The 26,017-nt window shown below is 55.8% G+C and carries 22 protein-coding genes and 1 tRNA gene; 14 read left to right on the plus strand and 9 right to left on the minus strand.

Annotated features, from left to right (window positions below):
* Positions 1-107 precede the first annotated feature (107 nt).
* The 6 genes from H7849_RS23475 (at position 108) to H7849_RS23500 (ending at position 7,704) form a co-directional block, all read left to right on the plus strand.
* Positions 108-1,274: a M24 family metallopeptidase gene (locus H7849_RS23475; protein WP_186742902.1), complete on the plus strand. Its 1,167-nt coding sequence runs from the start codon at positions 108-110 to the stop codon at positions 1,272-1,274.
* A 3-nt stretch (positions 1,275-1,277) separates the two neighbouring features.
* A complete protein-coding gene (locus H7849_RS23480) occupies positions 1,278-2,378 on the plus strand; it encodes an enolase C-terminal domain-like protein (protein ID WP_186742903.1) in 1,101 nt (366 codons plus the stop codon).
* 72 nt (positions 2,379-2,450) lie between these two features.
* Positions 2,451-4,202: a thiamine pyrophosphate-dependent enzyme gene (locus tag H7849_RS23485; RefSeq protein WP_186742904.1), complete on the plus strand. Its 1,752-nt coding sequence runs from the start codon at positions 2,451-2,453 to the stop codon at positions 4,200-4,202.
* A 3-nt stretch (positions 4,203-4,205) separates the two neighbouring features.
* Positions 4,206-5,165 carry a hypothetical protein gene (locus H7849_RS23490; RefSeq protein WP_186742905.1) on the plus strand — a complete coding sequence of 320 codons (960 nt, stop codon included), beginning with the start codon at positions 4,206-4,208 and terminating at the stop codon, positions 5,163-5,165.
* Positions 5,162-5,971, plus strand: coding sequence for a gluconate 2-dehydrogenase subunit 3 family protein (locus tag H7849_RS23495; protein ID WP_251106440.1), 810 nt, complete (start codon positions 5,162-5,164; stop codon positions 5,969-5,971). The genes H7849_RS23490 and H7849_RS23495 overlap by 4 nt, the downstream gene beginning before the upstream one ends.
* Entirely contained in the window at positions 5,968-7,704 is a 1,737-nt protein-coding gene (locus H7849_RS23500) for a GMC family oxidoreductase (protein ID WP_251106441.1), read from the plus strand. Before H7849_RS23495 ends, H7849_RS23500 begins: the two co-directional genes overlap by 4 nt.
* Positions 7,705-8,106: 402 nt before the next feature.
* On the opposite strand, the gene H7849_RS23505 is transcribed toward H7849_RS23500, so the two are convergent.
* A tRNA-Ile gene (locus H7849_RS23505) sits at positions 8,107-8,183 on the minus strand.
* A gap of 284 nt (positions 8,184-8,467) precedes the next feature.
* Between H7849_RS23505 and H7849_RS23510 the strand changes: the two genes are divergently transcribed.
* Positions 8,468-9,043: a nucleotidyltransferase domain-containing protein gene (locus H7849_RS23510; protein ID WP_186742906.1), complete on the plus strand. Its 576-nt coding sequence runs from the start codon at positions 8,468-8,470 to the stop codon at positions 9,041-9,043.
* Here H7849_RS23510 and H7849_RS23515 read toward each other — a convergent pair.
* From H7849_RS23515 to H7849_RS23535, 5 genes are all read right to left on the minus strand, one after another.
* Complete coding sequence (locus tag H7849_RS23515) at positions 9,030-9,296, minus strand: hypothetical protein (protein WP_186742907.1); 267 nt, start codon at positions 9,294-9,296, stop codon at positions 9,030-9,032. The genes H7849_RS23510 and H7849_RS23515 overlap by 14 nt on opposite strands.
* A 243-nt stretch (positions 9,297-9,539) precedes the next feature.
* Positions 9,540-9,689 carry a hypothetical protein gene (locus H7849_RS23520; protein WP_186742908.1) on the minus strand — a complete coding sequence of 50 codons (150 nt, stop codon included), beginning with the start codon at positions 9,687-9,689 and terminating at the stop codon, positions 9,540-9,542.
* The gene (locus tag H7849_RS23525) at positions 9,686-10,969 is read right to left on the minus strand and encodes a metal-dependent hydrolase family protein (protein ID WP_186742909.1); all 1,284 of its coding nucleotides are present in this window, start codon (positions 10,967-10,969) and stop codon (positions 9,686-9,688) included. The genes H7849_RS23520 and H7849_RS23525 overlap by 4 nt, the downstream gene beginning before the upstream one ends.
* A gap of 27 nt (positions 10,970-10,996) precedes the next feature.
* Positions 10,997-12,436 carry an APC family permease gene (locus tag H7849_RS23530; protein WP_186742910.1) on the minus strand — a complete coding sequence of 480 codons (1,440 nt, stop codon included), beginning with the start codon at positions 12,434-12,436 and terminating at the stop codon, positions 10,997-10,999.
* Between the two features lie 219 nt (positions 12,437-12,655).
* The gene (locus tag H7849_RS23535; protein WP_186742911.1) at positions 12,656-12,964 is read right to left on the minus strand and encodes an iron-containing alcohol dehydrogenase; all 309 of its coding nucleotides are present in this window, start codon (positions 12,962-12,964) and stop codon (positions 12,656-12,658) included.
* A 513-nt stretch (positions 12,965-13,477) separates the two neighbouring features.
* Here H7849_RS23535 and H7849_RS23540 point away from each other — a divergent pair.
* The 3 genes from H7849_RS23540 (at position 13,478) to H7849_RS23550 (ending at position 16,871) form a co-directional block, all read left to right on the plus strand.
* Positions 13,478-15,010, plus strand: coding sequence for an SMC family protein (locus tag H7849_RS23540; protein WP_186742912.1), 1,533 nt, complete (start codon positions 13,478-13,480; stop codon positions 15,008-15,010).
* Complete coding sequence (locus H7849_RS23545) at positions 14,997-16,106, plus strand: PP2C family protein-serine/threonine phosphatase (RefSeq protein ID WP_186742913.1); 1,110 nt, start codon at positions 14,997-14,999, stop codon at positions 16,104-16,106. The genes H7849_RS23540 and H7849_RS23545 overlap by 14 nt, the downstream gene beginning before the upstream one ends.
* Positions 16,107-16,172: 66 nt before the next feature.
* A complete protein-coding gene (locus H7849_RS23550; protein ID WP_186742914.1) occupies positions 16,173-16,871 on the plus strand; it encodes an IS6 family transposase in 699 nt (232 codons plus the stop codon).
* A 43-nt stretch (positions 16,872-16,914) separates the two neighbouring features.
* Here H7849_RS23550 and H7849_RS23555 read toward each other — a convergent pair whose 3' ends face one another.
* Positions 16,915-17,058, minus strand: a complete 144-nt coding sequence (locus H7849_RS23555) for a hypothetical protein (protein WP_186747927.1) — start codon at positions 17,056-17,058, stop codon at positions 16,915-16,917.
* Positions 16,995-17,330 carry an insulinase family protein gene (locus tag H7849_RS27660; RefSeq protein ID WP_186742915.1) on the minus strand — a complete coding sequence of 112 codons (336 nt, stop codon included), beginning with the start codon at positions 17,328-17,330 and terminating at the stop codon, positions 16,995-16,997. Before H7849_RS27660 ends, H7849_RS23555 begins: the two co-directional genes overlap by 64 nt.
* A gap of 1,096 nt (positions 17,331-18,426) precedes the next feature.
* Here H7849_RS27660 and H7849_RS23565 point away from each other — a divergent pair.
* From H7849_RS23565 to H7849_RS23580, 4 genes are read left to right on the plus strand one after another with little or no spacing between them, the layout of a single operon-like run.
* Positions 18,427-19,716: a TolC family protein gene (locus H7849_RS23565; RefSeq protein ID WP_251106442.1), complete on the plus strand. Its 1,290-nt coding sequence runs from the start codon at positions 18,427-18,429 to the stop codon at positions 19,714-19,716.
* A gap of 4 nt (positions 19,717-19,720) precedes the next feature.
* On the plus strand, positions 19,721-20,854 hold the full coding sequence (locus H7849_RS23570) for an efflux RND transporter periplasmic adaptor subunit (protein WP_251106443.1): 1,134 nt from the start codon (positions 19,721-19,723) through the stop codon (positions 20,852-20,854).
* Between the two features lie 39 nt (positions 20,855-20,893).
* Positions 20,894-24,604, plus strand: a complete 3,711-nt coding sequence (locus H7849_RS23575; RefSeq protein ID WP_186742917.1) for an efflux RND transporter permease subunit — start codon at positions 20,894-20,896, stop codon at positions 24,602-24,604.
* 37 nt (positions 24,605-24,641) lie between these two features.
* Positions 24,642-25,097: a hypothetical protein gene (locus tag H7849_RS23580; protein WP_186742918.1), complete on the plus strand. Its 456-nt coding sequence runs from the start codon at positions 24,642-24,644 to the stop codon at positions 25,095-25,097.
* 94 nt (positions 25,098-25,191) lie between these two features.
* On the opposite strand, the gene H7849_RS23585 is transcribed toward H7849_RS23580, so the two are convergent.
* Positions 25,192-25,971 carry a hypothetical protein gene (locus H7849_RS23585; protein WP_186742919.1) on the minus strand — a complete coding sequence of 260 codons (780 nt, stop codon included), beginning with the start codon at positions 25,969-25,971 and terminating at the stop codon, positions 25,192-25,194.
* Positions 25,972-26,017 lie beyond the last annotated feature (46 nt).

The following is a 26,017-nucleotide window of genomic DNA, read 5'->3' on the forward strand; positions in this document are numbered from 1 at the left end:
AGAGGGAACGTGCTTTCTATACCAGTGGGATGCTTCTTTCATCACACGGAACATCTCCGCGCGATCTTTTATCGTCTACCTAAAAGACAGAGAGAAGTGAAAATCCTATGGCAATCGATACCGAACGGCACCTGTGGACAGTGGCCGCTCTCTCTGCATCTTGCCATGATGCACTCATCTGCTCGTCAGCATCAGAAGTCCTGCTGCTGACTGGATATTGGCCAGTGATGGCTCAAAGCGTTGCTATCTTTTCTTCCGACGGTGGCGTCAAGGTCATCGTCCCCGAAGATGAAGTGGAACTGGCTGAGAAGACATCCTTGGCTGAGATCATTCCCTACAAACCGGCTGGACTTCACAGTCTCGAAGGCCCCCTGAACCGCTTGAAGGAGCCGCTCCGCTGCGCACTACAAGGATGGTTTGCCCCAAAGATGCGTATTGGCCTCGAATTAGTAGAAGGAATGCAACCGGCGAGTTATGCCGTTTCCGCTGTTTTCCGCTCTTCTCTCTCGAAGTTAGTGGGGGAGCTTGAGCCTGAAGCGACTCTGGCGAGCTGCGACGATCTGCTGGAAGCGATGAAGGCCGTGAAGACGACAAAAGAGCTTGAGATTCTACACACGGCGAGTGATGTTGCGGCGGCTGGCTTTGCTGTAGCTGCAATGGGTATTGGGGCGGGCAGGCGTGAAACCGATGTAGCAGCAGAAACACGAGCAGCGTTCGAAACTTCACGGGATGGGCAGAACCTACAACGCAGCTACGGGTACTACTTCTGTATGTCCGGGCCGAATTCCGCGACAGCAGCAGCAGCCTATGCGCGAACCAGGCAGCGCGTGATCGAAGCAGGCGATCTGGTTATGATCCACGCGAATACATGTGCCGACGGGTACTGGACAGATATCACTCGAACTTACTCAGCGGGGGTCCAGTCGAGCCGTCAGCGGGAAATGCGCTCCGCAATCGACGAAGCACGGGCAGCAGGCCTGCGATCCATAAAACCTGGAGCGACAGCAAAGGAAGTCGATCATGCGGCACGTTCCGTCATGGATTCGGCTGGCTTCGGCAAAGCGTTCAAGCATGCGGCTGGTCATGGCGTTGGCTTTGCAGCGGCGAACTCTAACGGCAGGCCGCGCCTTCATCCCCTTTCTCCGGATGTGCTTGAAGAAGGGATGACATTCAATCTCGAACCCGCTGCCTACTTTGAGGGCTACGGAGGCATGCGCCATTGTGACGTGATTACCGTCACTCCAGAAGGCGCCTCCGTGATCACGGACTTTTGAGGTATGCACATTCAAGGACCGAGGATTCACGGAAGCAAGGTGCAGGTCTACAAGGTGCCTACGGATGCGCCGGAGGCGGATGGAACCTTCGCATGGGACAGCACGACCATGGTGCTTGTCAGCATCGAGGCCGGTGACAAGCGCGGCATTGGTTACACCTACGCCGACGGATCGACGGGCAAGCTGGTGAAGACGCTGCTCGAGAAAGTCGTCGAAGGCCGCGCCCCCTTCGACCATGGCTCGATCCTGCAGGATCTGTATCGGCAGGTTCGTAACTCGGGCGAAACCGGAATCAGCAGCATGGCAATTTCTGCGATCGACAACGCTCTCTGGGACCTTCGCGCCAGACTTCTCGATACTTCGCTGGTCAGCCTGCTGGGTTCGGTACGAGGTGGCATTCCCGTTTATGGCAGCGGCGGATTTACTTCCTACGACGATGCGCAATTGACGAACCAATTGGGCGGCTGGGCTGAACGGGGCTTCAGCATGGTCAAGATGAAAGTCGGCACTCACCCCGATGACGACTTGCGAAGAGTGAGCGTCGCCCGGAAGGCGATTGGGGAATCCACTGATCTGTTCGTGGATGCGAATGGTGCTTACACCGTGGCCCAGGCGCTTGCATTGGCGCAGGCATTTGCTCAGGCTTCGAATGTCCGCTGGTTCGAGGAGCCGGTGAGTTCCGACAATCTGGTTGGACTATCCAAGGTGCGCGCCCGGGCTCCGCTAGGGATGGATATAGCGGCGGGAGAATACGGCTACACTGCCTGGTATTTCGACCGCATGTTGAAGGCTAACGCGATCACTGTCCTGCAAGCCGATGCCACACGCTGCGGCGGCATCAGCGGATTTTTGAACAGTGGCGCGCTATGCTGGGCGGCAAACACGCCCTTGTCTTCCCACTGCGGACCGAGCATGCACGTGCATGTATGCTGTGCAGTCCCGCGAGCTATCCATATGGAGTTCTTTCACGACCATGTTCGGATCGAGCGAATGTTCTTCGATGGGTTCTGTGAACCTGTCGGGGGCGTGATGTGTCCTGATCGCACGCGGCCCGGGATGGGCCTGACTCTGAAAGAGAAAGACGCTGAACGTTTTTTGACTTGAATCTCGCGCTCATCGCGCGAGGAATCCACTCCATGCGCCAGAGGGCGCCTTAACGAAAGCAAGGGGAATGGAATGGCGAAGCAGGTATCTGATCTGATTGTGGAACGGCTGATTGAGTGGGGAGTAGATACGATGTTCGGCTTCCCCGGCGATGGTGTCGACGGCTTCTTCGAGGCACTCCGCACGCATAAAGACAAGCTGAAGTTCATCCAAGTGCGCCATGAAGAGGCTGCCGCATTTGCAGCAGTCGGATATGCCAAGTACACGGGTCGGCTTGGCGTCTGCTGCGCCACCTCCGGGCCGGGCGGAGTGCACTTGCTCAACGGGCTCTACGACGCCAAATGCGATCAGCAGCCAGTGCTCGCCATTACGGGACACACCTTTAGCGACCTTATAGGCATGGATTACCAGCAGGACGTCGACTTGGACAAACTGTACATGGATGTCTCGGTATTTAACGAGCGCGTGATGGGATCTTCGCATGCGGTCAACGTCGTGGATATGGCGGTTCGTACTGCCTATGGACGCAAGGGCGTCTCCCACATCTGCATTCCGAAAGACATCCAGGAATGGGAAGTTTCCGACAAGCATCGCAACAGCGCGAATGTAGCACAACACAGCGCAGACTGGAGCGTACCGTCATCTGCCAAGCCGGCCCAGTCGCTGATTCAGAAGGCGGCGGATGTGATCAATGATGGCTCAAAGATCGCGATCTTTGTAGGACGCGGGGCTCTGCGCTGCCGCGAGGAGGTATCGCAACTGGCGAAGACGGTCGGCGGTCCTGTCGTCAAAGCGCTGCTTGGCAAGGCGGTTCTTCCTGATCGCAGCCCCTACACCACGGGAGGCTTGGGGCTGCTGGGCACGGCGCCTTCCGTCGATGCGATGGAAGAGTGCGACACGCTCATCATGATCGGCACCAGCTATCCGTATATGGAATTTCTGCCCAAGCCGGGGCAAGCCAAATGCGTACAGATTGAAATCGATCCGACGCGCATCGGTCTGCGCCATCAGGTGGACGTGGGGCTGGTGGGCGATGCGAAGAACGTGCTGACTGCGCTGCTGCCCTTGCTGAAGCCGAAGAAGGACAAGTTCCTGAAGAAGTCGCAAGAGCGGATGAAGAGCTGGTTCGAGCTGATGGAGGAACGCGGCACGCGCAAAGACATGCCGATGAAGCCGCAGGTGGTGACGCATACGCTGAACAAACTGTTGAACGACGATGCGATCGTTTCCTCCGACAGTGGAACCATCGCCACCTGGACCGCGCGTCATGTGGACATCCGGGGAACGATGCAATTTTCGCTGTCTGGCTCGCTGGCGACGATGGCCAACGGCCTGCCATACAGTATCGGCGCGGCTGTTGCCTATCCAGGCAGGCAGGTGGTGTGCGTCGTCGGTGACGGCGGGCTCGCCATGCTGATGGGCGAGATTGCCACGCTGGTCAAGTACAAGCTGCAGGTATGCGTGATCGTGATCAAGAACAACGTGCTGGGACAGATCAAGTGGGAGCAGATGATTCTGGAGGGAAATCCTGAGTTTGGCGTTGAGCTGGAGCCGATCGATTTCGCGATGGTTGCGACTGCCTGCGGCGCGAAGGGGTTCACTATCGAACGTCCCGAAGATGCGGAGGGAGTATTACGTGAAGCGCTCGCGCACAAAGGGCCGACCGTGGTGCAGGCTGTTGTCGATCCCAACGAACCTCCCATGCCGGGCAAGATTACGACGGAGCAGACTCTGCACTTCGCCAAAGCTCTGGCACGCGGGCAAAAGGATGCGTTGAAGATCGTGAAGACAATCGGCATGGATAAACTCCGTGAGGTCATCTAGGCGATGGCGAATGACACGGAACTTTCGTTGAGCACACTGGCGCTGGATGCCAGGATTGTCGCGAACCACATTCGCGAGGGTCGCTTCCAACGAAGCCTCGCTCTGCTCACCGCGGCGACCAGCATCATCAGCGGGCTGGAAGTCGCTTACGAGCACTACAGGGGAAGCTATAGTCGCCGCGTGATGTATACGCCGGTGATCCTGAGCGGGCTGCTCGCCATCGCGGGTGTAGCCGCTTTCTTCAGCCGCCGCGCGGCCCGGACAGTGCTACGCCTCATATCGGTCGTGACGCTCATCGACGCGCTCGTAGGTTTTTACTTCCATGTACGCGGCATCCAGCGCAAACCGGGCGGGTGGCGGCTCCCCATGACCAACATGATTATGGGACCGCCGATCTTCGCTCCCCTACTGTTCGGAACCAGTGCGTATTTAGGGTTAATCGCGTCGTATCTGCAGCGGGAAGAGAATAGCGGCCCGGCTTCAACATCCGGAAAGGACGGCTTTTTCGCACGGCTGCTTCCTTCCTCGGCTGGTCGAGAATTGTTGTCGGCGGAGCAGGATATGCGCGAGGGCGGGTTCCAGCGGCAGGTTGCGATCGTTGCCGGAGTGAGCGCTCTGCTCAGTGGATTCGAGGCTTACTACTCGCACTACAAGAATAATTTTCGCTACTGGATGCAGTGGTCGCCGGTGGCCATTGCGCCGGTGCTGGCGGCCGTCGCCTTCGCTTCGGTCAGGAGCCGCAAGCTGGCTACCACCGTGTTGCCTGCAATTTCAGTGATCGCGGGCGCGGATGCGGCGATCGGATTCTATTATCACGCGCGAGGCGTTCTGCGCAGGCCCGGCGGAAAGAAGCATCTGCTCTACAACATCATGTACGGGCCTCCGATTTTTGCTCCCCTGCTGTTTGGAGCTGCGGGCATGCTGGGAGTGCTGGCCAGCCTGCTGCGCAGGAGGCGCGCGTGAAGCCGCCCTTCGATGGAGTGGATCCTGCTCTTTGCCCGCGTGATCCGAATACCGGCGAGCCGTTGCCGCCACGGAAGCAGCCCGGCTACTATCCCGGTTTCAGCACCATCTCGCAAAGCCCCTTCTGGGATGAAGCTACACGCGAGGTGATCGACAAGCGGGTGAAGCATCCACCCGAGCGCAAGTTTTTCTCCGCAGAAGCGTGGAACTTCTGGACGTCCGTCTTCGCCCACCTGATTCCGCAGACCGATCGAGCGATAGACCGCCAGATACCCATCGTTGCCGTACTCGATCATCGGCTTGCGATCAATAAGACCGCCGGATATCGCTATGAGTCTATGCCTCCTGATCGCGTGGTATACGAAATCGGGATCGAAGCGATCGATCTTGAGGCGGTGCACCGCTATGGGGGGAAGTTTCTGGTGCTGCCATCCGCGGATCAGGACCGCGTGCTTCAGGCGATCCATGATGGCAGGCCCGAAGCAGCGCGGGAGATATGGAAGCGCATGTCGGTGCATCGCTTCTGGCAGATGATCATGGGCGACGCCATCGACGCGTATTACGCGCATCCTTGGGCGTGGGACGAGGTGGGATTCGGCGGCCCGGCCTATCCTCGCGCCTACACGCGGCTGGAGCGCGGCGAGCCCGAGCCATGGGAAGTGCAAGAGCAGCGCTATGAATGGCTGCCGCCTGCCAACACGGCCTCGGCTGAGGTCGACTCCTCGCAAAGCCATCACACTGAATCCGGACAGCACAGTCTGCTCGATCGACTCTCCGAAGAAGCACAGCAGGGAGCAAAGCGTTGAAGAAGCCTCTTCTCGGAGCGTTCCAGCTCCCGTCTTCAAAAAAGCACATGGTCGGTCCGCTGCAATCGATTCACATGCCCATGCGCCGCTTTCGCGAGTATGAGGAAGTCGACTACGCCATCGTCGGCGTGGGTTCCGCGGGTGGTGTCCTTCTGCAACGGCTGGCACGTGCTGGTTTCAACGTGGTCGGGCTAGAGGCCGGTCCCTTCTGGGACACAGAACACGACTGGGTGAGCGACGAAGCCGGCTCCCATGAACTTTACTGGACAGAGCCCCGTGTGACGGGTGGTAGCGATCCGCTGGCGTTGGGAGCAAACAATTGCGGGAAGGGTGTGGGCGGCGGCTCGGTGCACTGGGCCGCGTTTACGCCGCGGCTTCACCGTTCCGATTTCGAAGTCTACACGCTCGACGGCGTGGGCGCGGACTGGCCAATCACCTATGACGACATCAAGCCGTACTACGAGCAACTCGAGCTGGAGATGTCGGTTGCCGGCCCCGCGTACTATCCATGGGGACATCCGCATGGCTATGCATACGGTCCGCACCCGATGGGCGGCGTGGGCAACGCGCTCATCAAGGGCTGTACCGCATTGAACATTCCTGTCTCGATCGGCGGCCCGGTTGCCATCCTTTCAGGTTCGCATGGCGATCGGCCTCACTGTATCTATCGCGGCTTTTGCATACAAGGCTGCAAGGTCGGCGCGAAGGCAAGCACACTCGTGACTCACGTGCCGGACGCGATTAGGAGGGGAGCCGAGCTTCGCGATCGCAGCATGGTGTCGCGAATCGAGCTGGGCAAAGACGGGCGCGTTACTGGTATCCACTACTTCGACATCGATGGTCACTCGCACTTTCAACGTGCGAAAGCCGTCATCGTCTCCGGATATTCGATAGAAACGCCCCGTCTGTTGTTGAATTCCGCGTGCCCCGGCCATGAGAAAGGTCTGGGAAATTCGAGCGGTACCCTCGGCTGCTATCTGATGGCGCAGGCCGGAAATGTGGTGATGGGCCGTTTCGACCAGCCAGTCCGCATGTACAAGGCTCCGCCCGCACACGCACTCACCGAGGAGTTCTACGAAACAGATCCGAAGAATGATTTCGCTCGCGGCTTCGCAATACAGACTGTCGGTCCGCTGCCCGTTGCATTTGGGAAGCAGCTGCTCGCGGCCAAGAAAGCATGGGGGTGGGGACTGCGCCGCGAAATGATGGACTACAACCATTGGGCGGCATTCGGTTTGCTGGGAGAGATCCTTCCCTGGAAAGATAACTGCGTCACACTTTCCAAAGACAAAGATCGCTTCGGCCTGCCCGTCGCGCATGTCTCTTTCAATCTTCACGAGAACGACAAGAGACTGATCAAAGCGGCGAAGGAGAAGACTGAAGAGGTGATGCATGCGGCGGGTGCGACTGAGGTCGTGCAGGAGGCGCGCTATGCTCATCTCGTAGGCGCCTGCCGTATGGGGTCCGATCCGCGCACATCGGTGGTCGACAAGTTTGGTCGCAGCCACGATATTCTAAATCTCTTTGTTTGCGATGGAAGCGTCTTTCCGACACAGGGCTCGGCAAATCCCGGGCTTACCATCCAGGCGCTGGCAGCGCGTACTGCGGATTACCTCGTATCCCAGGGTGAGCGAATCTTTACGAGCAACGAACGCAACATGAAGACGTCGTCAATGCGCCGGGAGCTCGCGCCGCCGGAGGCGTGGGGTAAGGGCGTTCCTCGCCTCAAATAACTTTTGCTCTTGCGGCCCGTAGTTATTGAACCTGCCTGCTCTCATTTCTCAATGCTCTTCGGTAGTTCCAGCGAGGTATGGGCGGTGTCGGCGAGTCTCACCTCCATGCACGGGAAGGTGCTGCTCCTCGTTGACACTACGAGTGGCATACCCGTGATGCATCCGCAGTTTACGCTCGCTCGATCTTCAAGCTCTCGTCGTAGATGCTCTGGATATCGCTTAGCATCTTCCTGCTCGTCGCCAGCCTTGTTACCTATGCTGGCTGGAGGTTTCGAGCGCGACCTGGCGGCTGGGTCAAGCGCCGCATTCGGTGCTCAAATCCAACGCATGCGTCCACGCTGCAGGGCAACCCGAGTCCGCTCCGTACCGTGAGCGCACCTAAGGTGAAGAAAAGTAAAGATCTGGTGGGCCCACCAGGACTCGAACCTGGAACCAAAGCATTATGAGTGCTCTGCTCTAACCCATTGAGCTATGGGCCCTTTATTTCACTCCGGCGCCGCGTTGCCGAAGTCTAGTGTAATGGACCGTAGTCAACCCGTAATTGAGCGTAATTTAGGGATTATGAGTTTCCGGACATCCTTGTAAGTCTATGAAAATAAAGATAATGTGAGCGTAATTGAGCGTAGCCTTAAGCAATTGAGTGACCGTAATTTAGAGCAATTTATCCAAACAGAGAAAAGCTGATGAGTGTACCGCTGCTGTACCCGGAGGCGTCATATAATGCGGTAGATGTTTACTGCAAATGCAGTAAGATAATACTGCAATGATTTCCCTGCGCTCCGAGCTGCGGCGTAAGCTTCTGACGTATTTCTACACCAATCGTTCTGCGCGCGTGTATGTCCGTCAGTTGGCGAGTGCTTTGAGCGTGGATTCAACCAACCTGTCACGTGAACTGGCGCGGTTGGAGCGGGAAGGACTCCTGGGGTCTGAGATTGAGGGGCGGCAACGCTATTACAGCATCAACTCGCAGTACCCATATCTGAAAGCCGTCTTTTCACTTCTTCAGGGAACGATAGGCATTGTGCCAACACTGGCAACTGCGCTGCGTCGCGTGGAAGGCATCGAAAAGGCATACCTCTATGGTTCCTTCGCCAAAAACGAGGCCGATGCGTCCAGCGATATCGACCTGTTGATTGTGGGACATCCCGATGCGATCAGCCTGGCAGCGGAAGTCTCCCGCCTGGAAAAAACGCTTCATCGAGAAGTTAGCTACACGACACTGAAGCCACAGGAACTGAAAAGAAAGCTTGCGGCGCACGATCCGTTTCTTACAGATGTCTGGCAAGGAAAACGAGTCGAGCTAATCGGCCATGAACAAAACGAAGTCACAGCGAATTGACCCGAAGCAGGGCAAACAGTTTTTTGCGGACGCGCAGAAGCGGACCTCTGCCGCTCGTAAAAACCTCGCCATCGATGCCGAGACGGCTTATCAAATTGCCTATGAGGCCATGATTAAAGGCTCTCTGGCACTCATGCTCAGCCACGGACAACGGCCACGCAAACAGCTCGGCCACCACATTGCAATCATTGAGTTCGCGCAGAAGAATCTGCCTGGGTGTCCAGCGGGTACCTTTGTCCTGTTCGATCGACATCTGCGAGTGGTCTGCCAGCGCTCACAACTGCCATTCACTCCACCACAAGCGCCAGCGTTGTCGCGTGTCGCGAGCTTGAAACCCAGATCTACCGCAAAGAGCTGGAGAGTGGCGATTGGTCCATGTGCACTACTCTGAAGACCGTCAGGCCACTTCTTGAATACCTGAGGAACTCAATGAGCGCATTGGCTTTGTTGGCAACAGTTGACTGGCACCGGACACCAGCTGACTTTGCAGGACTTGCTAGAAGCTCACCACCAGCGCCTCGGAGCGGACGCGCAGCAGATGGGCGCGCTTCGCCTCGCGCTCGATCTCGCCGGAGTCCGGAACAGGGAGCATGCTGAGACTAGGGGTAATAGGCCTAGCTCGCCGCCTGTCCGTCTCAACTTTCACGACACTGTCGCGGGCACGTTCTCAATCACCGCGGTCTCTGCGTGATCCTTGTAGAGTGAGCCTTCTTTCATAATCACGTGCAGGTTTTTCTCATGTACTACCAGATCGAGGTCCTCCAGCGGATCGCCGTCCACCAGTAATAAGTCGGCGATGTAGCCCTCTTTGATCTGGCCCAGTTCGTTGCCCAGGCCCATCACCTGCCCGCCAATGCGCGTGCCGCACTGCAGCGCCTCGCTTGGAGAAAATCCCAGCAGATCCACGAAGTGCTTCAGGTCGCGCGCATTGTCGCCCTGTGGCGACTGCGCAAATCCGTAGTCTCCTCCAATCAGAATGCGCACGCCGCGTTTGCGAAGCTCCGTGTAAACCGCAGCCGTGTTGTCGATGGTGCGCTGCATCTTCCGCCCCACCTCTGAGTCACGATAAAAGCCGAACTGCTCGCCTTCATAAAGCGTGCTGTAGATGATCCCGATCGCCGGGCCCACAAAGATGCGGTCCTTTACGGATTCGAGCATGTCGATGGCTTCCTCATCCGCCGACTCGCAGTGGTAGATGACGTCCACGCCGCAACGGACTGCGCGCTTCACCGACTCCGCAGCCCGCGCATGGCAGTTCACCTTTTTGCCGAAGTCGCGCGCCACGTTCACCGCCGTCTGCACCTCCTCCTCGCGCATCACTGTCAGTCCGCCGTGCGCTGCCGGGCTAAGATCGTCTCCAGAGATGTTCACCTTGATGTTGTCCACGCCTTCCCGGCAACACAAACGCACTGCCTTCGTCAGCTCCGCTTTGCCGTCGGCAATCAGTCCAAAGCTCTCGTAGTACATGTGAGCTTTGCGCTCGTCGCCCAGACCTCCCGTCACCGTAATCTCCGGACTCGCTGCACGAATGCGCGGACCCGGGAATTGGCCAGCATTCACTGCATTCCGAATCACCACGTCCAGCCGCAGCTTCGACGTGGCTGCGCTGTATGCACTGGTAAAGCCATGATCGAGCAGCGTCTTCGCATTGCGCACCGTCAGAAGAACATGCTCCTCCGGCGGAATATTGCCGAGGTCGGAATCATTCACCGCCCCGCCAAAGGAAATATGTGCATGTCCTTCTACAAGGCCGGGCATCAGTGTTCTGCCGCGTGCCTCAATTACTGTTGCTCCTTCTGTCGAAAGTCTTGACGGAAGGAGCGCAATCGCCTTGATTCTGCCGTTTTCTACAAGCACATCGGCCGGAAATGCGGGAGCGCCGCTGCCGTCCCAAACGCTCGCGCCGCGAAAAAGAATTGGCTTCATAACAGGTTTCTCCTTGAGCTTTGATGGCTATTGATATTCATCTGCCACGTAGGCGCCGATGCGTCCCGCCAAGCCGGGCGACAATCGTGCGATCACAATTCCATAAGTAGTTGAGAGGGCCAGAACACTCAACGCAATCCACGGAAACAGATTGAACGGGCGCGCCTGACCCGGTTGAATCAGGCCCCACAGCGGAAAAAGCATGACTAGGGTGCCGGCAATCGGTAGTACAAAATGTCGAAATATATCGAGTTCGCTGCGATGGTGCCGAAGCACATACACCGGCAGCGCAAGGTTCGTGAGCATGTAGGTAAGAATGATCGGGATCGAGCCCAGCGTGCCCGCAAAGCCGAAATAATCCAGCGGAGCAATTCCTCCGAGCAGGCTGAACCCAAGCACCAGCGCGGCCGCGATCATGAGAAACACCCACATGGCGCTATGCGGTGTTTGATGCCGGGGATGGATCTTGCCCAGAAACTCAGGCAACAGTCCCTCGCGTCCGGAATTAAATAGAATGCGCGCCTGCGAATTCACCAGCCCGATCAGCGAGCCCAGAATGCTGGTCACACCCGCCATATACGCGATGAATAATAACGCCGGAGCCGAGGCCTTCAGTCCATCGATGAAGGGGAGCCGCGGCACGCCCAGCGCATGCGCGTCCATCTTGAATCCCACCGCCGTTGCGTAGGCGAGGAATACATAAAAGATGCCGATCGCCAGCGTGCCCGTAATCAGCGCGCGAGGAATATTGCGGCGCGGCGTTTTTGTCTCTTCCGCAAGCGTTGCCGAATTCTCCCAGCCGATAAACAGATACACGGCCAGAGGAAACCCCGCTCCTAGGCCGGCAAGCCCACGCGTCAGGCTTGAGTATTTGAACGGAGCCAGGCTCAGAGATTGCGGGTGGGCCGCCATCATCAGAATGCTGCCCAGAACCAGAAGCCCCGCTTCGAAATAAAAGAACACGCCCGACCAGAAGGTCGACAGTCCGATACCTCGCATCACCAGCCATCCAGTTGCTGCCGAGATCAGCATCGTAATAACAGCCCAGTGAATCGACAGTCCAACGACGGTCTTCAGCGTCTCCGAGATCCAAACTCCGGCAATCGACACCACCGTCGATGCGGCAACAATATATCCGAAGGTGAGAAACACCGAGACGGCAGCGCCGATCGAAGGTGAGAACGCCTTGCCGGTAAAAGTCACAAACGAACCCGCCGACGGAATAAAGCGCGAGAACTCCGCAATTGTATTTGTCAGGAACAGAATCACGACCATCGCGGTAACAATCGTCAGCGGAGCTGCAAGCCCCGCGCCCTGCACAATCACCGCAAACCCGAAGAAGAAGCTCATTGCGGGTGCAATGCCGGCAAGCGTAGTCGCCACAACATGACTCAGCGAAAGCGTGTTGCGACGGAGCCGGACTTCGTTTCCGGACCGTGCGCTGGACACTGAATCGCTCACAGACATCTGTATTCCCCGGCTCAGCGGCTGGCTGGCTTTAACGAAATCCCGCGCCGCGGCCTACTCGTCCTTCACTTCACCGCGGAGCAGACCAATTTTTTCAATCTCGACTTCGCACACATCGCCATCCTTCATAAATAAAGGAGGAGTGCGTGCCACTTCCCACGCCCGCCGGCGTGCCGCTCACAAGAATGGCGTACCCGATGGAATGCACCAATTAGATAGTTAGTGTAGCGCAACGGGATGGTTGATACTCCAGCGGCAGTCTGGGGTGTGGAGGTTGCCGTAGTTGCTTTGGTCAGCGAATTCGATCGCATTCAGGAACGATTCTTCGTTAGGCTCGACCCGCACGCCGTCATAAATTGTGTAAGCGATGCCGTCTGCATCCAGCGATTCGATCACTACCTGGACAGGATGCATGCGCCGGAGGATCGGATCTGTGATTACCAATGCATTGCGAATTCCGAGGTCCGCGAGGTCCATCCCAACTTCAAGTGTAACGCCAGCGCCGAACCGCACATTGGAGGCGGCCATTTTCAAAGGCGATTTCGTGAGTCATTGAGCGATTCAGGATATCCAATTTGGCGTCCCGGACACAGACGAGTATAACCGCCTCGCTATAGTGGTGCGACCCTGAACGCAAGCTCCTGTATGCTGGGTTCGTTCTCCTCGTATTCAAATCGGAAGAGAGGTTAACTACCAATTGCTATGTGGTTCGTGGAGAAAATTGAGATTACAGGTGGATTCCTTCCTGGCTTGTCGGTCCAACTTCCTCAGGGCCTCACGTGCATCATTGGGCCACGCGGCAGTGGAAAATCAACGCTAGCTGAAGCACTAAGGTTCGCAGTCTGTGGCCTGTCGGCTGCCCCAAAGCATTGCGTCGACCTCGTCCAGGCGAATCTCGCCGGCGGAGCTCTTGTAACGATCACAGCCTTAGCCGAAGACGTGGGCCGATACACGATTAGAAGGGGGCTTAAACAACAGCCGGTTCTACTCGCACCGGGAGGAAGGACGATTGACTCAGTTGATATCGATCGAGGCACGTTCTTGCCGCTGGATGCCTATAGTAGTCCTGAGATTGAAGCTATTGCCGACGAGGTTCTCGGTCAGAAGCGTAGAACACTTTTAGACGAGCTTCGTAGCGAACAGATGCATACAATTCACCTGTCATTGGCCGAGAGTGCACGGGCGTTGGATGCGAACGCGGATCTTATTCGGTCAACACAACGTTCGATTCAGGATCTCACCGAACAAGCTGAGGAACTCGGAGATGTGCGTGCGCGCTTAAACGCTCTCCCGCCGTCCGAACATGAGTCGACGGCAGAGTTTGTCCGAGTTTCGCGTCAGCAGCAGCTCAATCAACGTGAAACCAGCAAACTCGACGCTTTCGATCGAGAGCTTGGATCGCTCGATCAAGGCATTGAGCAGATGAAAAAGAAAACTCAGTTTGTGTTCAAAGCTCGTCTTGCGGAGGAGCATTCTGCCAATGCGGATATCCTTCGCCGATACGACAACCTGCTAGCAGCGACCTTGGATCGCATCGAAGACCACTTCTCAACGATCAGCACTCAGATTCGTGAGGCACAGAAGACGATAGCGAAGGCAAGAGATGGTATCACCAAAGCCCACTCGGATCATGCCAGCGAGTTGGCGAGATTGACCGCCCTCAACCAGGCGGCAAGTGAGCAAGCACGAACACGAGCAACACTCGAACAGCAGCTCGCCAAACTTCAATCCGTGGAGGAGCAGCGTTCGGAACTGAATATAGAGTTGAAGACTCTCTTGGATCTACGCAAGTCGCTTAAAGCGAAGCACATCCTCATGCGAGATCAAATTTCCGGCATACGCGAGGAGGTTGCTTCCGAACTCCAGCGTGAAGCCGGCAAACGTGTACGCATCCGAATTATGCGGAATGCCGACCATCTGGCATACCAGCAGATGCTGGTGGATGGGTTACGCGGTGCGCGGGTTCGGAACCACGAGGAGATCATCTCCACACTCATGCAGCTAAGGCCGGAACAACTTGCCCAGCTCATCCAAACTGACGACGTGGAGTCGCTCGAGGAGCTTACGGCCTTCGGTCGTGAGCGTTCTCGCAAGATCCTCGATGCATTCAGGGAGAGCGTCGACCCGCTTGCCCTTGAGGTAATCGCGATCGAAGACAGAGTTGGGATCGAGTTAAATGTTTCATCCGCCGGAAAAGCGAATTTCAAAGACGCGTCCGATCTTTCCCGTGGTCAAAAATGCACAGCCCTGCTACCGATTCTCTTAGCAAGAAGAGATAGCCCTCTGGTCATTGATCAGCCAGAGGACAATCTCGACAACCACTTTATTTTTGAAACCGTAGTAAACGCGGTCCAACGGCTGAAGAAGCGTCGACAGATGATCTTCATCACCCATAATGCGAACATCCCAGTATTAGCAGAGGCAGATCTTGTGCTGGTTATGAATTCAGATGGCCGCATTGGAGTGATCGAGAGATCCGGCAGTGTGGATGAATGCCGCGAGCAGATCATCGAGCTGCTCGAAGGTGGAAGGAGAGCGTTCGAACTTCGCTCGAAGCGCTATGAAACCGCGTGAGATTCTCTATGAGAAGCTTCGGCACCTCGTAGTGGAGGACCCACGTGAGGCCCGCAGGCTCTTTCACCAACTCCTGGATTCCGGTGGTCCAGCGCTCGACCAGTTTCTTGGGTCCATCTCCTCTCCTTCAGACGGTCGCTTGCGGCAGCTTGTCGCAAATGCACCGAGGAACCATCGCGATAGGGAGCGCCTCATCCCGCATCTCATTGCATGGCAGGAAAGTGAGACAGACGAGTTCACGCAACGCGCTATCTCGCACACTCTCGATGCTCTTGACGTACGATCAAACGCGCAGACGGCTTTGGCGCTGGAGGTCGCGCGCTTGACGACCTCCATCGGACGGGAGATGGCACAGCGTGAACGGCTGAATCGAGAGTTGGAAATTGCACAGGAGGTGCAGGCGCATCTCTTTCCCCAATATCTTCCGCCGGTAGCAGCTCTGGACTACTGTGGCCAATGCCGGCCGGCGCGAGAAATAGGCGGTGACTACTATGACTTTCTCGAACTGCCCGAAGGTAGACTCGGAATTGCCATTGGCGACGTCTCCGGCAAAGGTATTGGTGCTGCGCTTTTGATGGCAAGTCTCGAGGCTTCTCTGCGTGCTCAAGCAGCAGTAAGACATGAGCTGGTCGATTTGATAAAGCAAGTCAGTCGGCTCGTATGTGAGGCCTCCTCGACGAACCGCTATGCGACGCTGTTCTATGCCGAATACGATCCTCGATCTCTGCAACTCTCCTACGTCAATGCAGGTCACAATCCACCTATTGTTCTCAGGCATTCTGCTACGGCGTGCGAGGTTATGCGGTTGGAGACTGGTGGTCCAGTAGTCGGACTCTTACGGCACAGCTATCAGCAAGGAGGCTTCCTGCTTCGGACAGGAGATCAGATTGTACTTTTCACTGATGGTATTTCTGAGTCTATGAATGTTCACGACGAGGAATGGGGCGAGAACCGCTTGATCGAATGCGTTAAGAATTGTCGTGGACTGTCCGCCCATGAGACGATAGCCAGGATTCTTGCCGCCACGGACGCTTTCTCCGCCGGCGCCTCCCAGCACGATGACATGACATTGGTTGTCTTGCGCGTCTTAGTCTGACAAGGTTGCCGTGGAAAGCCAAGACGGCATTGTCAACTTGCGCACGAAACCTGGAACACTGATGCCATGAAGAGTGACTGCGTTCGATACTCCGGTTATCGTTTCCCTTCCCAGATCATCAGCTATGCGGTGTGGGCTTATCATCGCTTCTGCCTGAGTTTCCGGGATGTCGAAGATCTTCTCGCCGAGCGCGGCATCATCGTATCCTATGAAACCATCCGGCAGTGGTGTGAGAAGTTCGGTCTCGACTATGCTCGGCGATTGAAGCGACGAGAGGGACGGCTGGGCGACCACTGGCACTTGGATGAAGTCTTCATTCGAATCAACGGCCAACAGCGGTATTGGTGGCGCGCCGTGGATCAGGACGGTGACGTGATCGACATTCTGGTCCAGCCGCATCGTGATCAGCGCGCCGCAGAGCGATTCTTTCGAAAACTCTTGCGTGGCCAGGGTTCTGAACCACTACAGATCATTACCGACAAATTGAGAAGATACTCCGCTGCCGTGCGAAGCATCTTCAGCAACGTGACTCACTGTGTGGAGCGGTACGCCAACAATCGCGTCGAAGCCTCGCATCAGCCGACGCGCCAACGGGAACGGCAAATGCGCCGATTCAAATCTGCCAGGCACGCACAACGTTTTCTCTCCCTCCATGATGCCGTCCGAAATCTGTTCCGAGTGGGCCGACACTTATTGAGGTCTAGCAATCACCGGCTCCTGCGATCGCGGTCATTCGCGGTCTGGCGGGAAGTGACCGCGGCCTAAGCGAGCGCAAGACCCGCAGCAGCTCAGAATGTCCCTCAACGTCTTAAGTTGACAATGCCGTAACACGATCCCCATATTGCATGCCAATGAAATCGAGATCAGCGGTGATGTTGGCGGCGCCCTTCAGTCCAGCCGGGTCTGCGGTCGAACCGGCGCGCAGAGTGAGGTGGGCGCTGACAAGCGGCACTTCGTGTTTTTCAAGAAGCAGTACAGTGAGTCCATTAGGAGAGGAGACGCGCTTATACGCAGGCAATTCGAATGGACTCGGCGTTGTCCAAGTTGAACCGGTTCCACAGTGCGAACAGGCGGAGGTGGATCGTGTGCCGGTATGGGCGCGAAGTATTTATCAGCGAGTGCGAAAACATCAGCCGCCTTGACGCCGCCTACGACAATGACCGTTGCATTGGTGGGCGAATACGCTAGCAAAGGCACTGGCTCCGGCACCTTCACGGGCACCATGGCGTTCGATCCTAAGGCGTATGGGATGAACAGCGCATCCCGTTTATCAAGATTGCAAATCGAGTCGAGGTAACTGTCTTCCTCAAGGGCAAGCGAGTCAGCGCCCCTCCGCCGGCGTTCAAACAATAGCAGTTCTGATCGGACGTTGTGTAACTGATGTGATTACTGATTCGCACCGACGACCTGAAAATGTGCGCGATCGCGGGAACCCGTCCAATGTAAGGGGGTAGTACGCCGAACTATTTAAACGCCAGAACTGTATTCGAGTTGGGGACCGCAGCAGGAGCAGGAGATGCACCCATAGTCGTTCAGTAACTTCAGAAAGTAGTGTTGTGATGTTCCTGAAAACGCTATCACATACACGCGGCGCGCCGCGATCCTTCAAAGGCTCCGACAGGGCCGGGTCGGTTGTTCTTCAGATTGTTGAATCCGCTCGTTCACACTCCAAGCCTTCATCGTGTCGAAGTCGAAGGACGCAGAAGATCGATGGGAGGCTGTTTCAGGTCACCGGGTTCGAGCCATCGCTGCAATCGGGGCAATCCTCAATGGGAAAGAACAATTCGCTTGCGGAATTGCGGCGACTGGACTACTGTTTTTACGCAATCCCTTCGGCCCATACTCCTGAGCAGTCCAGATTGAAATAGATTGCCGAGCCCTTCATCGGTGGTTCGACGGTGACTCATGGCCAAAACAGGCAAGGTCGGGACTTCAACTTCGATCTTCGTTTGCTGTTATGCACGGTACTCCGACACAGGAACAAGTACAAACGCTTCAGCAGAGTCTGAATTCTCTTCAAAGCCTCAAGTCCAGTGGAGAAGGAAAGTTTGCAGGAGTTGAGAACGCTTCGGCGGGCGAAATCACAGATCGAGCAGACAATGCAGTCGGATGCATTTCGCCCGGAAGGCGGACAGGCTGTGTTGAATGACTTGAACAATCTGGGGCCACAGGGAGCCGAGGGAATGATGAGAGGCCGGTCGTAGCGGAAGGGCTCATGGAGTCCCTCACGCAACGGAATCGGGCAAGGGTGAAGAGACGAGTGAATCGGGCAATATCGCTGTGCCGAATTTTGGCTGGACTGACCTTCTTTTGGAGCTTCTTGAGCTCTGCTCAGGACGTGACGAAGGAGGAACTGGAGCTTTCTCTCGCTGATGCGGTTAAGATTGCCCTGACGAACAACAGGCCGGTGCAGTTGGCCAAACTGGATGTGACCAAGTCCCTTCTGCAGGTATCCGAAGTCAAAACACGGCGTTTTCCCATGTTCAACACGAATCTGCTCGCTACTGGGGACATCACCTCTCCCGCTTTTACCTTCAAGGAAGGTTCGTTGGGAACGATCGGAACCACACCTATTCCTACAAAGGACACCCCCATTCCACTCTCACACGGCGTAACAGGGTATGTGATAGCGACTGTGGATCAACCGCTCACGCAGCTTTACCAGATACACCTCGCCATCCGGGAACAGGAACTCTCAAGCGATCTGTCAAAGGAGAAGTACAGGGGAAAACAGCAGTCGATCGTGGCCGATGTGAAACAGTCGTACTACGCGGTACTTCAAACCGAGAGCGCAATGGACGCGCAGCAGGCATTGGTGAAGCAATATCGGGAGACCGATCGCCTCGCGACACAATACCTCGCGCAGAAATCCATCCTGAAATCGGACAGCCTCGATGCAAAAGCACAACTGGCACAGGCGCAGCACCAACTCATCACATTGAGTGACAATCTCGTAACTCAAAAAGAGCACCTGAATGACCTTCTGGGCCGCGACATCGATACTCCTTTTCGTACCCAGCCTGTTCCTCCGGAAACTCCTCAGGAGCTCGACCTGAAGCAGGCCAGGCAAACGGCCATTGAACAAAGGCCAGAGATTCACGAAGCGAAGATAGATGTCGGTCGTGCGGAGTACGATCTAAAGCTGGCGAAGTCTCAGTACCTACCCGCAATCGGAGCCGCAGTCCGGTATTTCACGCCGATTAACACCGAGCTGTTGCCGCAAAATATTCTTTCCGCAGGCCTCGCCATGACTTGGGATCCTTTTGACTGGGGCAGACGCAGAGATGAGGTGAAGGAAAAGGACGTTACGGTGCAGCAAAGCGAAGTTCAACTTGATCAGGTTCGCTCTCAGATATTACTTGACGTCGACAACACCTTCCGGAAACTCAACGAAAGCCGCTCTCTTCTCGCAGTTGCACAGGCGGCGAGAGACGCAGCGAACGAGAAGCTGCATGAAGTAAATGATCAGTTTGCACAATCATCCGTTCTTCTTCGCGATGTCCTGAAGCAGCAGGCCGCCGTCGCAAGCGCCAACCACGATTACGAAGAGAGCCTCCTCGCTTTCTGGAACGCAAAGGCGCTTTTCGAGAAGGCTCTAGGTGAGGAGTAAAACCATGAGCTGCTCAGTCCCTCAAAGACAGCTTCGCCTGATGATTCTTGCCTGCTCATTAGCGGCTCTTGCGGGATGTAAGCAGGAAGAGCCTCCAAAGGCTGTGCCCATCCCAGTCGAAACCGCTGTCGTACAGACGATACCGGCGGGAAGCGGGACGAAGTATTCGGCCAATATCGCGCCTTACGCGCAGGTTGATCTCGCCTTCCAGTCGAACGGCTACATCGACAGCATCTATCAGGTCCCTAATCCGAGCGGAGGCAGACGCAACGTCGATCAAGGAGACTGGATTCCCAAGGAAACTGTACTTGCGGTGGTAAAGCAACAGAATTATCTTGATCGACTACAACAAGCCAAAGCGCAGCTTGCGCGCGCTCAGGCAGAGCACGAAAAGGCCAGACTGAGCTTCGAGCGGGTTTCGGCACTCTATGCGACGCAAAGTGCAACTGCACCCGACTACGATTCCGCGAAGGCGCAGCTCGACAGCACCGCAGCTTCTGTCTCCGGAGGAGAGGCGCAGGTTAGCGAAGCAACAGTGGCTCTCGACAATTGCTTCCTCAAAGCGCCTTTCAGTGGGTGGCTGGTGGCGAGAAACGTCGAACTTGGAAGCCTGGTCGGGCCGGCGACGAAGGGCTTCACCCTTGCCGACAGCAGTTCGGTGAAGGCAGTCTTCGGAGTTCCGGATACTTACATGAACCGAGTGAGGCTGGGCCAGCATTTTGTCGTTTCGACCGATGCACTCCCTCGGCCGTTCGACGGGCGTGTGAGTGCAATCTCTTCATCCGCGGACCAGAAGAGCCGGGTATTCTCAGTCGAAGTAACGATACCCAATCCTCGAAACGTGCTGAAGCCAGGAATGATTGCGTCGCTGGCGCTGGAGGGGCAACGTCTGCCGCCGGCGGCGCTGGTAGTTCCCCTGGCAGCAGTAATCCGCAATCCGGGACACGTAGATAGCTTCGCCGTCATGATTGCTGAGGGTAATGATGATCTGAAATCAGTGCGGTTAAGACCGATCGAGTTGGGCGACACCTACGGAAACATGATCGTTGCCAGGTCCGGCGTCGACATAGGAGACAGGGTGATCACGACAGGCGCGAGCTTAGTCAAGGATGGTGACAAAGTGCGTGTAAGCCCTTAGGACTGGCCTCCGTCGTTCGCATTAACGCACAAAAATGCTATGAGCCATAAGTCTGAAGCCGAATACATTGCCAGAACGAATAACACCGCGCGCTTTTTCGTCGAACAGCGGCAGCTTTCGCTGATCCTCTTGATTGCGGTGTGCCTATGGGGCTGGTACGGCTACGAGCACATGCCGAAGCGCAAAGATCCAAGTATTCCTGTGCGCGTGGCAGTGGCGAGCACATCATGGCCTGGCGCAACCGCGCAGGAAGTCGAGCAGCTCGTGACGCGCCCGGTGGAACAGACGATGGCGCAGAATCCATTCCTCAAACCGCCTGCACCCTCTGAATTTGGGATCCGTTCCATAAGCTTTCCTGGGCTTTCACTCGTCTACGTCCAGCTTGAAGACAGTGTGACTGATACCAAGAAACAGTTCTCGGACATCAACCTCAAACTGAATGCGCTGAACAATAGACTGCCTCAAGGCGCCGGACCGATCCAGTTCAACAGCGACTTTGGCGATACCGCCGCTCTTATGCTCACCGTTGCGAGTCCTCCGGCAAGTGAGACCGAAGTCGCCCTTCGCGCTGAATCCATTCGTAAAGCGATTCTGACGACCCGCTCCGAGGAATCTCCAAAACCCCCGCAGCCCCGCGTCAGCATCATCTACGCATTTCCCCTTACAGTTTCTGCTTCTCTTGTTCGGGATTCTTTTCGATCCATACTGGAAAGCGCAGTGCCCGGTAAACAGATTGCCGATCCTCACTTCTTTGAGGGAAGTGGTTTTGTTGGCGTTGATATCGCATCTAGTTTGAGCGACGAGGACTTACGCTCGCTTGGCAAGAAAGTAGCTATGGAAAAGCTTCATAGTTCCGAGATCCATCCCGATGCATGGCCTGCGGTTTTCATTCGTGATCCCAACGAAACACAAACCAAGCTTGCCGCGGTGGCTGGTGACAAATACTCCTATCGCGACCTGGATAACTTCACCGACCTGATCGGGAGAACACTGCAAGGCGCAGCGGAGGTTGCCAAGATCGATCGCAAAGGCGTGCTTCAGGAGCAAATATACCTCGATTACTCACAAGAACAGCTCGCCCAATACGGCATGACGCCTTCGAACCTGAAAGACATTCTGGGGGCGCGTAACATCACGCTGCCGGGAGGCCAGCTGGAAGTTGGACCCAAAACAATTCTGATCGATCCATCGGGAAAGTTTACTGGCGCGCAACAGATCGGTGATGTCATTATCGGCACATCCTCTTCCGCCTCGCACAGTCCGGTATATCTACGTGACCTAGTGGATATCTCACGTGGCTATCAGAGTCCTGCGAAATATCTGAATTACCTGACTTGGGTTGACAAAGGCGGACAGTGGCATCGCAGCCGTGCCGTGACACTTGCCGTTCAGGTGAAGGATGATCAGCAGATCGCTGCTTTCGGCGACAGCGTCGACGGAAAGCTTGCCTCAGTAAGGCAGTACATGCCTGACGATCTCATTATTGCGCGCACGTCCGATCAGCCACTACAGGTAAAGGAAAATATCGCACTCTTCATGGACTCGCTCTATGAGGCCGTCGCTCTTGTCGTGCTCGTGTCATGGCTCGGCTTCTGGGAGTGGCGTTCGGCTGTCCTCATGGCCATCTGTATACCGATTACGCTGGCGATGACTTTCGGCACCCTTTATCTGATGGGTGAAGACATTCAACAGGTGTCCGTAGCCACTCTGATCATCGCCCTCGGTCTGCTGGTCGATGATCCGGTTATCGCGGGTGACTCCATCAAACGTACGCTGGCCGAGGGTCATCCGAACATCATTGCCGCATGGCTGGGGCCCACAAAACTTGCAACAGCCATCATGTATGCGACGATCACAAATATCGTCGCGTACTTGCCTTTCCTCATGCTGACAGGTAGCACAGGCGAGTTTCTCCACAGCCTGCCGATCGTTATGACCGTTTCCCTGATCTCTTCGCGTCTCGTTTCGATGACGTTTCTTCCATTGCTCGGTTACTATCTACTGCGTCCCGAGAGGAAAATTGAAAAGTCACTGAAAGAGCGGCGCAAAAGCGGATTCTACGGTTACTACACGCGAATTGCGATGTATTCCATCGAGCATCGGTGGAAATTTTTTCTGGCTTCACTGGTATTCCTCGCCACAGGACTTCTCATTTTTTCCAGACTGAAGACCACATTCTTTCCCGAGGATGTCCAGTATTGGTCCTACATCGACGTCTGGTTGCCGAATGATGCGAACCTGACAACCACCAATCAAACCGCGCTTAAAGTGGAGCAGCTTGTTCGGGAACAGGCAGCGCGATTCTCTGCGGAGCACTCTCACAATTCCGGTAAACCCGAAGACGTGCTGCGCTATATCACCACTTTCGTCGGCGGCGGTGGTCCTCGCTTTTGGTTCTCCGCTTCACCTCAAGCGCAGCAGTTGAATTATGCGCAGGTTCTGATCGAGGTCAAGGACAAGGAAACCACTCCGGAATTCATCAAGGAGCTGCAGCCGGTGTTAAGCGCGACGATTCCCGGTGCGCGAATGGATGCTCGCCAACTCCTGACCAATCCGATGGACTATCCCATAGAGATTCGAATCTCCAGCACTGCGGACGTGGACGCGCAGCAGGAGCCGAAAGACATTCGTGGACTGCGTGCGATCGCGGACAAGGTCAAAGACATCTTCCGCTCCATCCCCATCGCGGAACGCACCCGCGACGAATGGGATCAGGACAGCGCACAGATCGTCTACACCATCGATCCCGATCGGGCTAATCTCGCGGGCGTAACGAACATGGATGTGGCCAACTCTTCCACCGCGGGCATCAGTGGGACCACCGTGGCAGTGCTTCAGGAAGGACAGAAGCAAATCCCTGTGGTTGCGCGGCTGCGCATGCAGGAGCGGGCGCAGCTCTCAGACATTCAGAGCTTGTATGTCTATGCCTCACAGGACAACAACAAGATTCCGCTTGTGCAGATCTCCAGTGTGGGTCATGACCTGATGACTGGCCGCATTATCAGGCTGGAACAGTTCCGGACCATCAACGTCCGCAGCTTTCCAGTTGCCGGGCATCTCAGCTCCGAGGTGCTGAGGGAAGCTATGCCTCGGCTTCGCGAGCTCGAAGCCTCACTTCCGGCTGGCTACCGGATTCAGATCGGCGGCGAATTCGACAAGACGAAGACCGGCTTCAGAAATATGGCGCTGGTCATGGGGATCTCCATCGCTGCGGTTTTCCTCGCGCTTGCATTTCAGTTCAAGAATGCCATTAAGCCTCTTCTCGTTCTTGCCGCCGCTCCGTATGGTATGATCGGCGCCTTCGCGGCGTTGTGGATCATGCATGAACCGTTCGGATTTATGGCCTTTCTCGGCGTGGCAAGTCTTGTCGGCGTCATCGTGAGCCACTCTATTGTTCTTTTCGATTTCATTGAAGAGCGTCACATCGAAGGCGACGATTTCGAACTCGCATTGATTGATGCTGGCATTCTTCGCCTGCGTCCGGTGCTCATCACCGTATTCGCAACGGTCCTCGCGCTTGTTCCTCTAGCGATGCATGGTGGGCCCCTCTGGAAGCCGCTCTGCTATGCGCAGATTGGCGGGCTTCTCGTTGCCACCATCGTTACTAAGCTGCAAGTCCCGGTGATGTATGCAATTTTTGTTCTTGATCTGAAGATTCTGAGGTGGGAGGCCGCTCAGGCTAAGCCTGATATCGCTGTGGCAGGTGCGAACCCTGTTTCGCCACACCTTTCAACCCGAGGAATCGAATGAAGACTTCTCGGTCAACAATAAACTTAAGGAGCAGAACATGCGTAAACTCGTAGGAGCAATTTTGGTGTGGGCCTGGTTTGGATATGCATTGAGTACGACCAGCGCGAATGCGCAATGGGTGATGGTAGCCCGGGCTGCTTCCGGAAAAATACAGCAGATGAGTCACAAGTCCGCGAACGGCAATGGCTACGACGTCGCCACTGTGGTGCTGGAGGCAAATGCGGACAAGGTTTATACTACTGCGCTTGCCGGGCTGAAAGCTCACGAGAACATCAAGATCACCAAGAACAACGACAAAAAGCGTCAGATTGAGTTCACCAATGGCGTTCAGTATGCCAGCCTGCAGGCGACGCCTCTTGGCGACAAGCTCAGCCAGTTGATGATCGCGTCAAACGTCACGGACGATTCAACAAGTGCTACCTCGCTGGTTTTGCAAGCCGTGTTGAAGGTCTGTAAGGAAATGAACGTCAATTGCACAGTGGAAGGAAGCTAGCGTCGACACGCGAGCGATCTTTGGAGCAGGGAATTAATGCGCCCGTATATTCCGGGCACACTCAACTTCTCAGTCAGATTGTATACGGCGAATGCTACTGGACGCGCTTCGCGTAGTTCGAATTGGTGGTTGTTACCTGTAACTGTTTTGCCGTAGCGTTCAACACTGTTTGTTGAGCGTAATTGGTGCCGTCCGGAAGAGTGGCAAATGTGACCTGAAGTGTCACGATGTCTTTGGGCTCGTCCAGATATGTATTGACGTTGATCGTTTGGATTTTCTTCGACGTTGTATCGAAAGCAACCGTCATCTTGTCGCCCTGTTGCGCGTAGTTGGTAAAGATGATGTTGGCAAGATCGCTCCCTAAAGTTTTGTTCATTGAGATATTGCCCGCCTGGTAGGCACGCTGCATGCGTGTCGAGTCAGGAGGGACGTACAAAGCCAGAATGGATTGCACTTGCTGCATGTAATCCTTCATCTCTTCGGTTTTCTTCGCCACAATGCGCTGTTTGAGTTTTCCACCTTGGCGACCACTGCTACTCTGTTGAGAGTCTCCGATGGGAGTCTTCTGAATGCGACCGTCCGGTCCGTACTCGCATTGAAATGTCTTCGGGGGCTTGGGATCGCCTTTCAGCGTTAACACCTGGGTTTCGGTCCATGTGTATTGTTGAAGGCTTTGTTTATTGGCGGCGGCCGCCTCTTTAAGGGCAGCTAGTTTCTTCGTCACATCCGGATCGCTGCCGCCGGCTTGCGCAGATGCTCCAACAGTCATGGCCGCCGTGACTACAAGAACACTCACTGCCCGCAGGATTGTCGCCATGTGTGATGGCTGTTGTCGACGCGCAGCGCGAACCGCGTGGGTTAATTGCAGTTTCATGGTAAGTCTCCGCAGTTGAAATAATAAATTCTTACTGCTGTGGCGG

Source organism: Alloacidobacterium dinghuense (genome assembly GCF_014274465.1).
GTDB lineage: Bacteria > Acidobacteriota > Terriglobia > Terriglobales > Acidobacteriaceae > Alloacidobacterium > Alloacidobacterium dinghuense.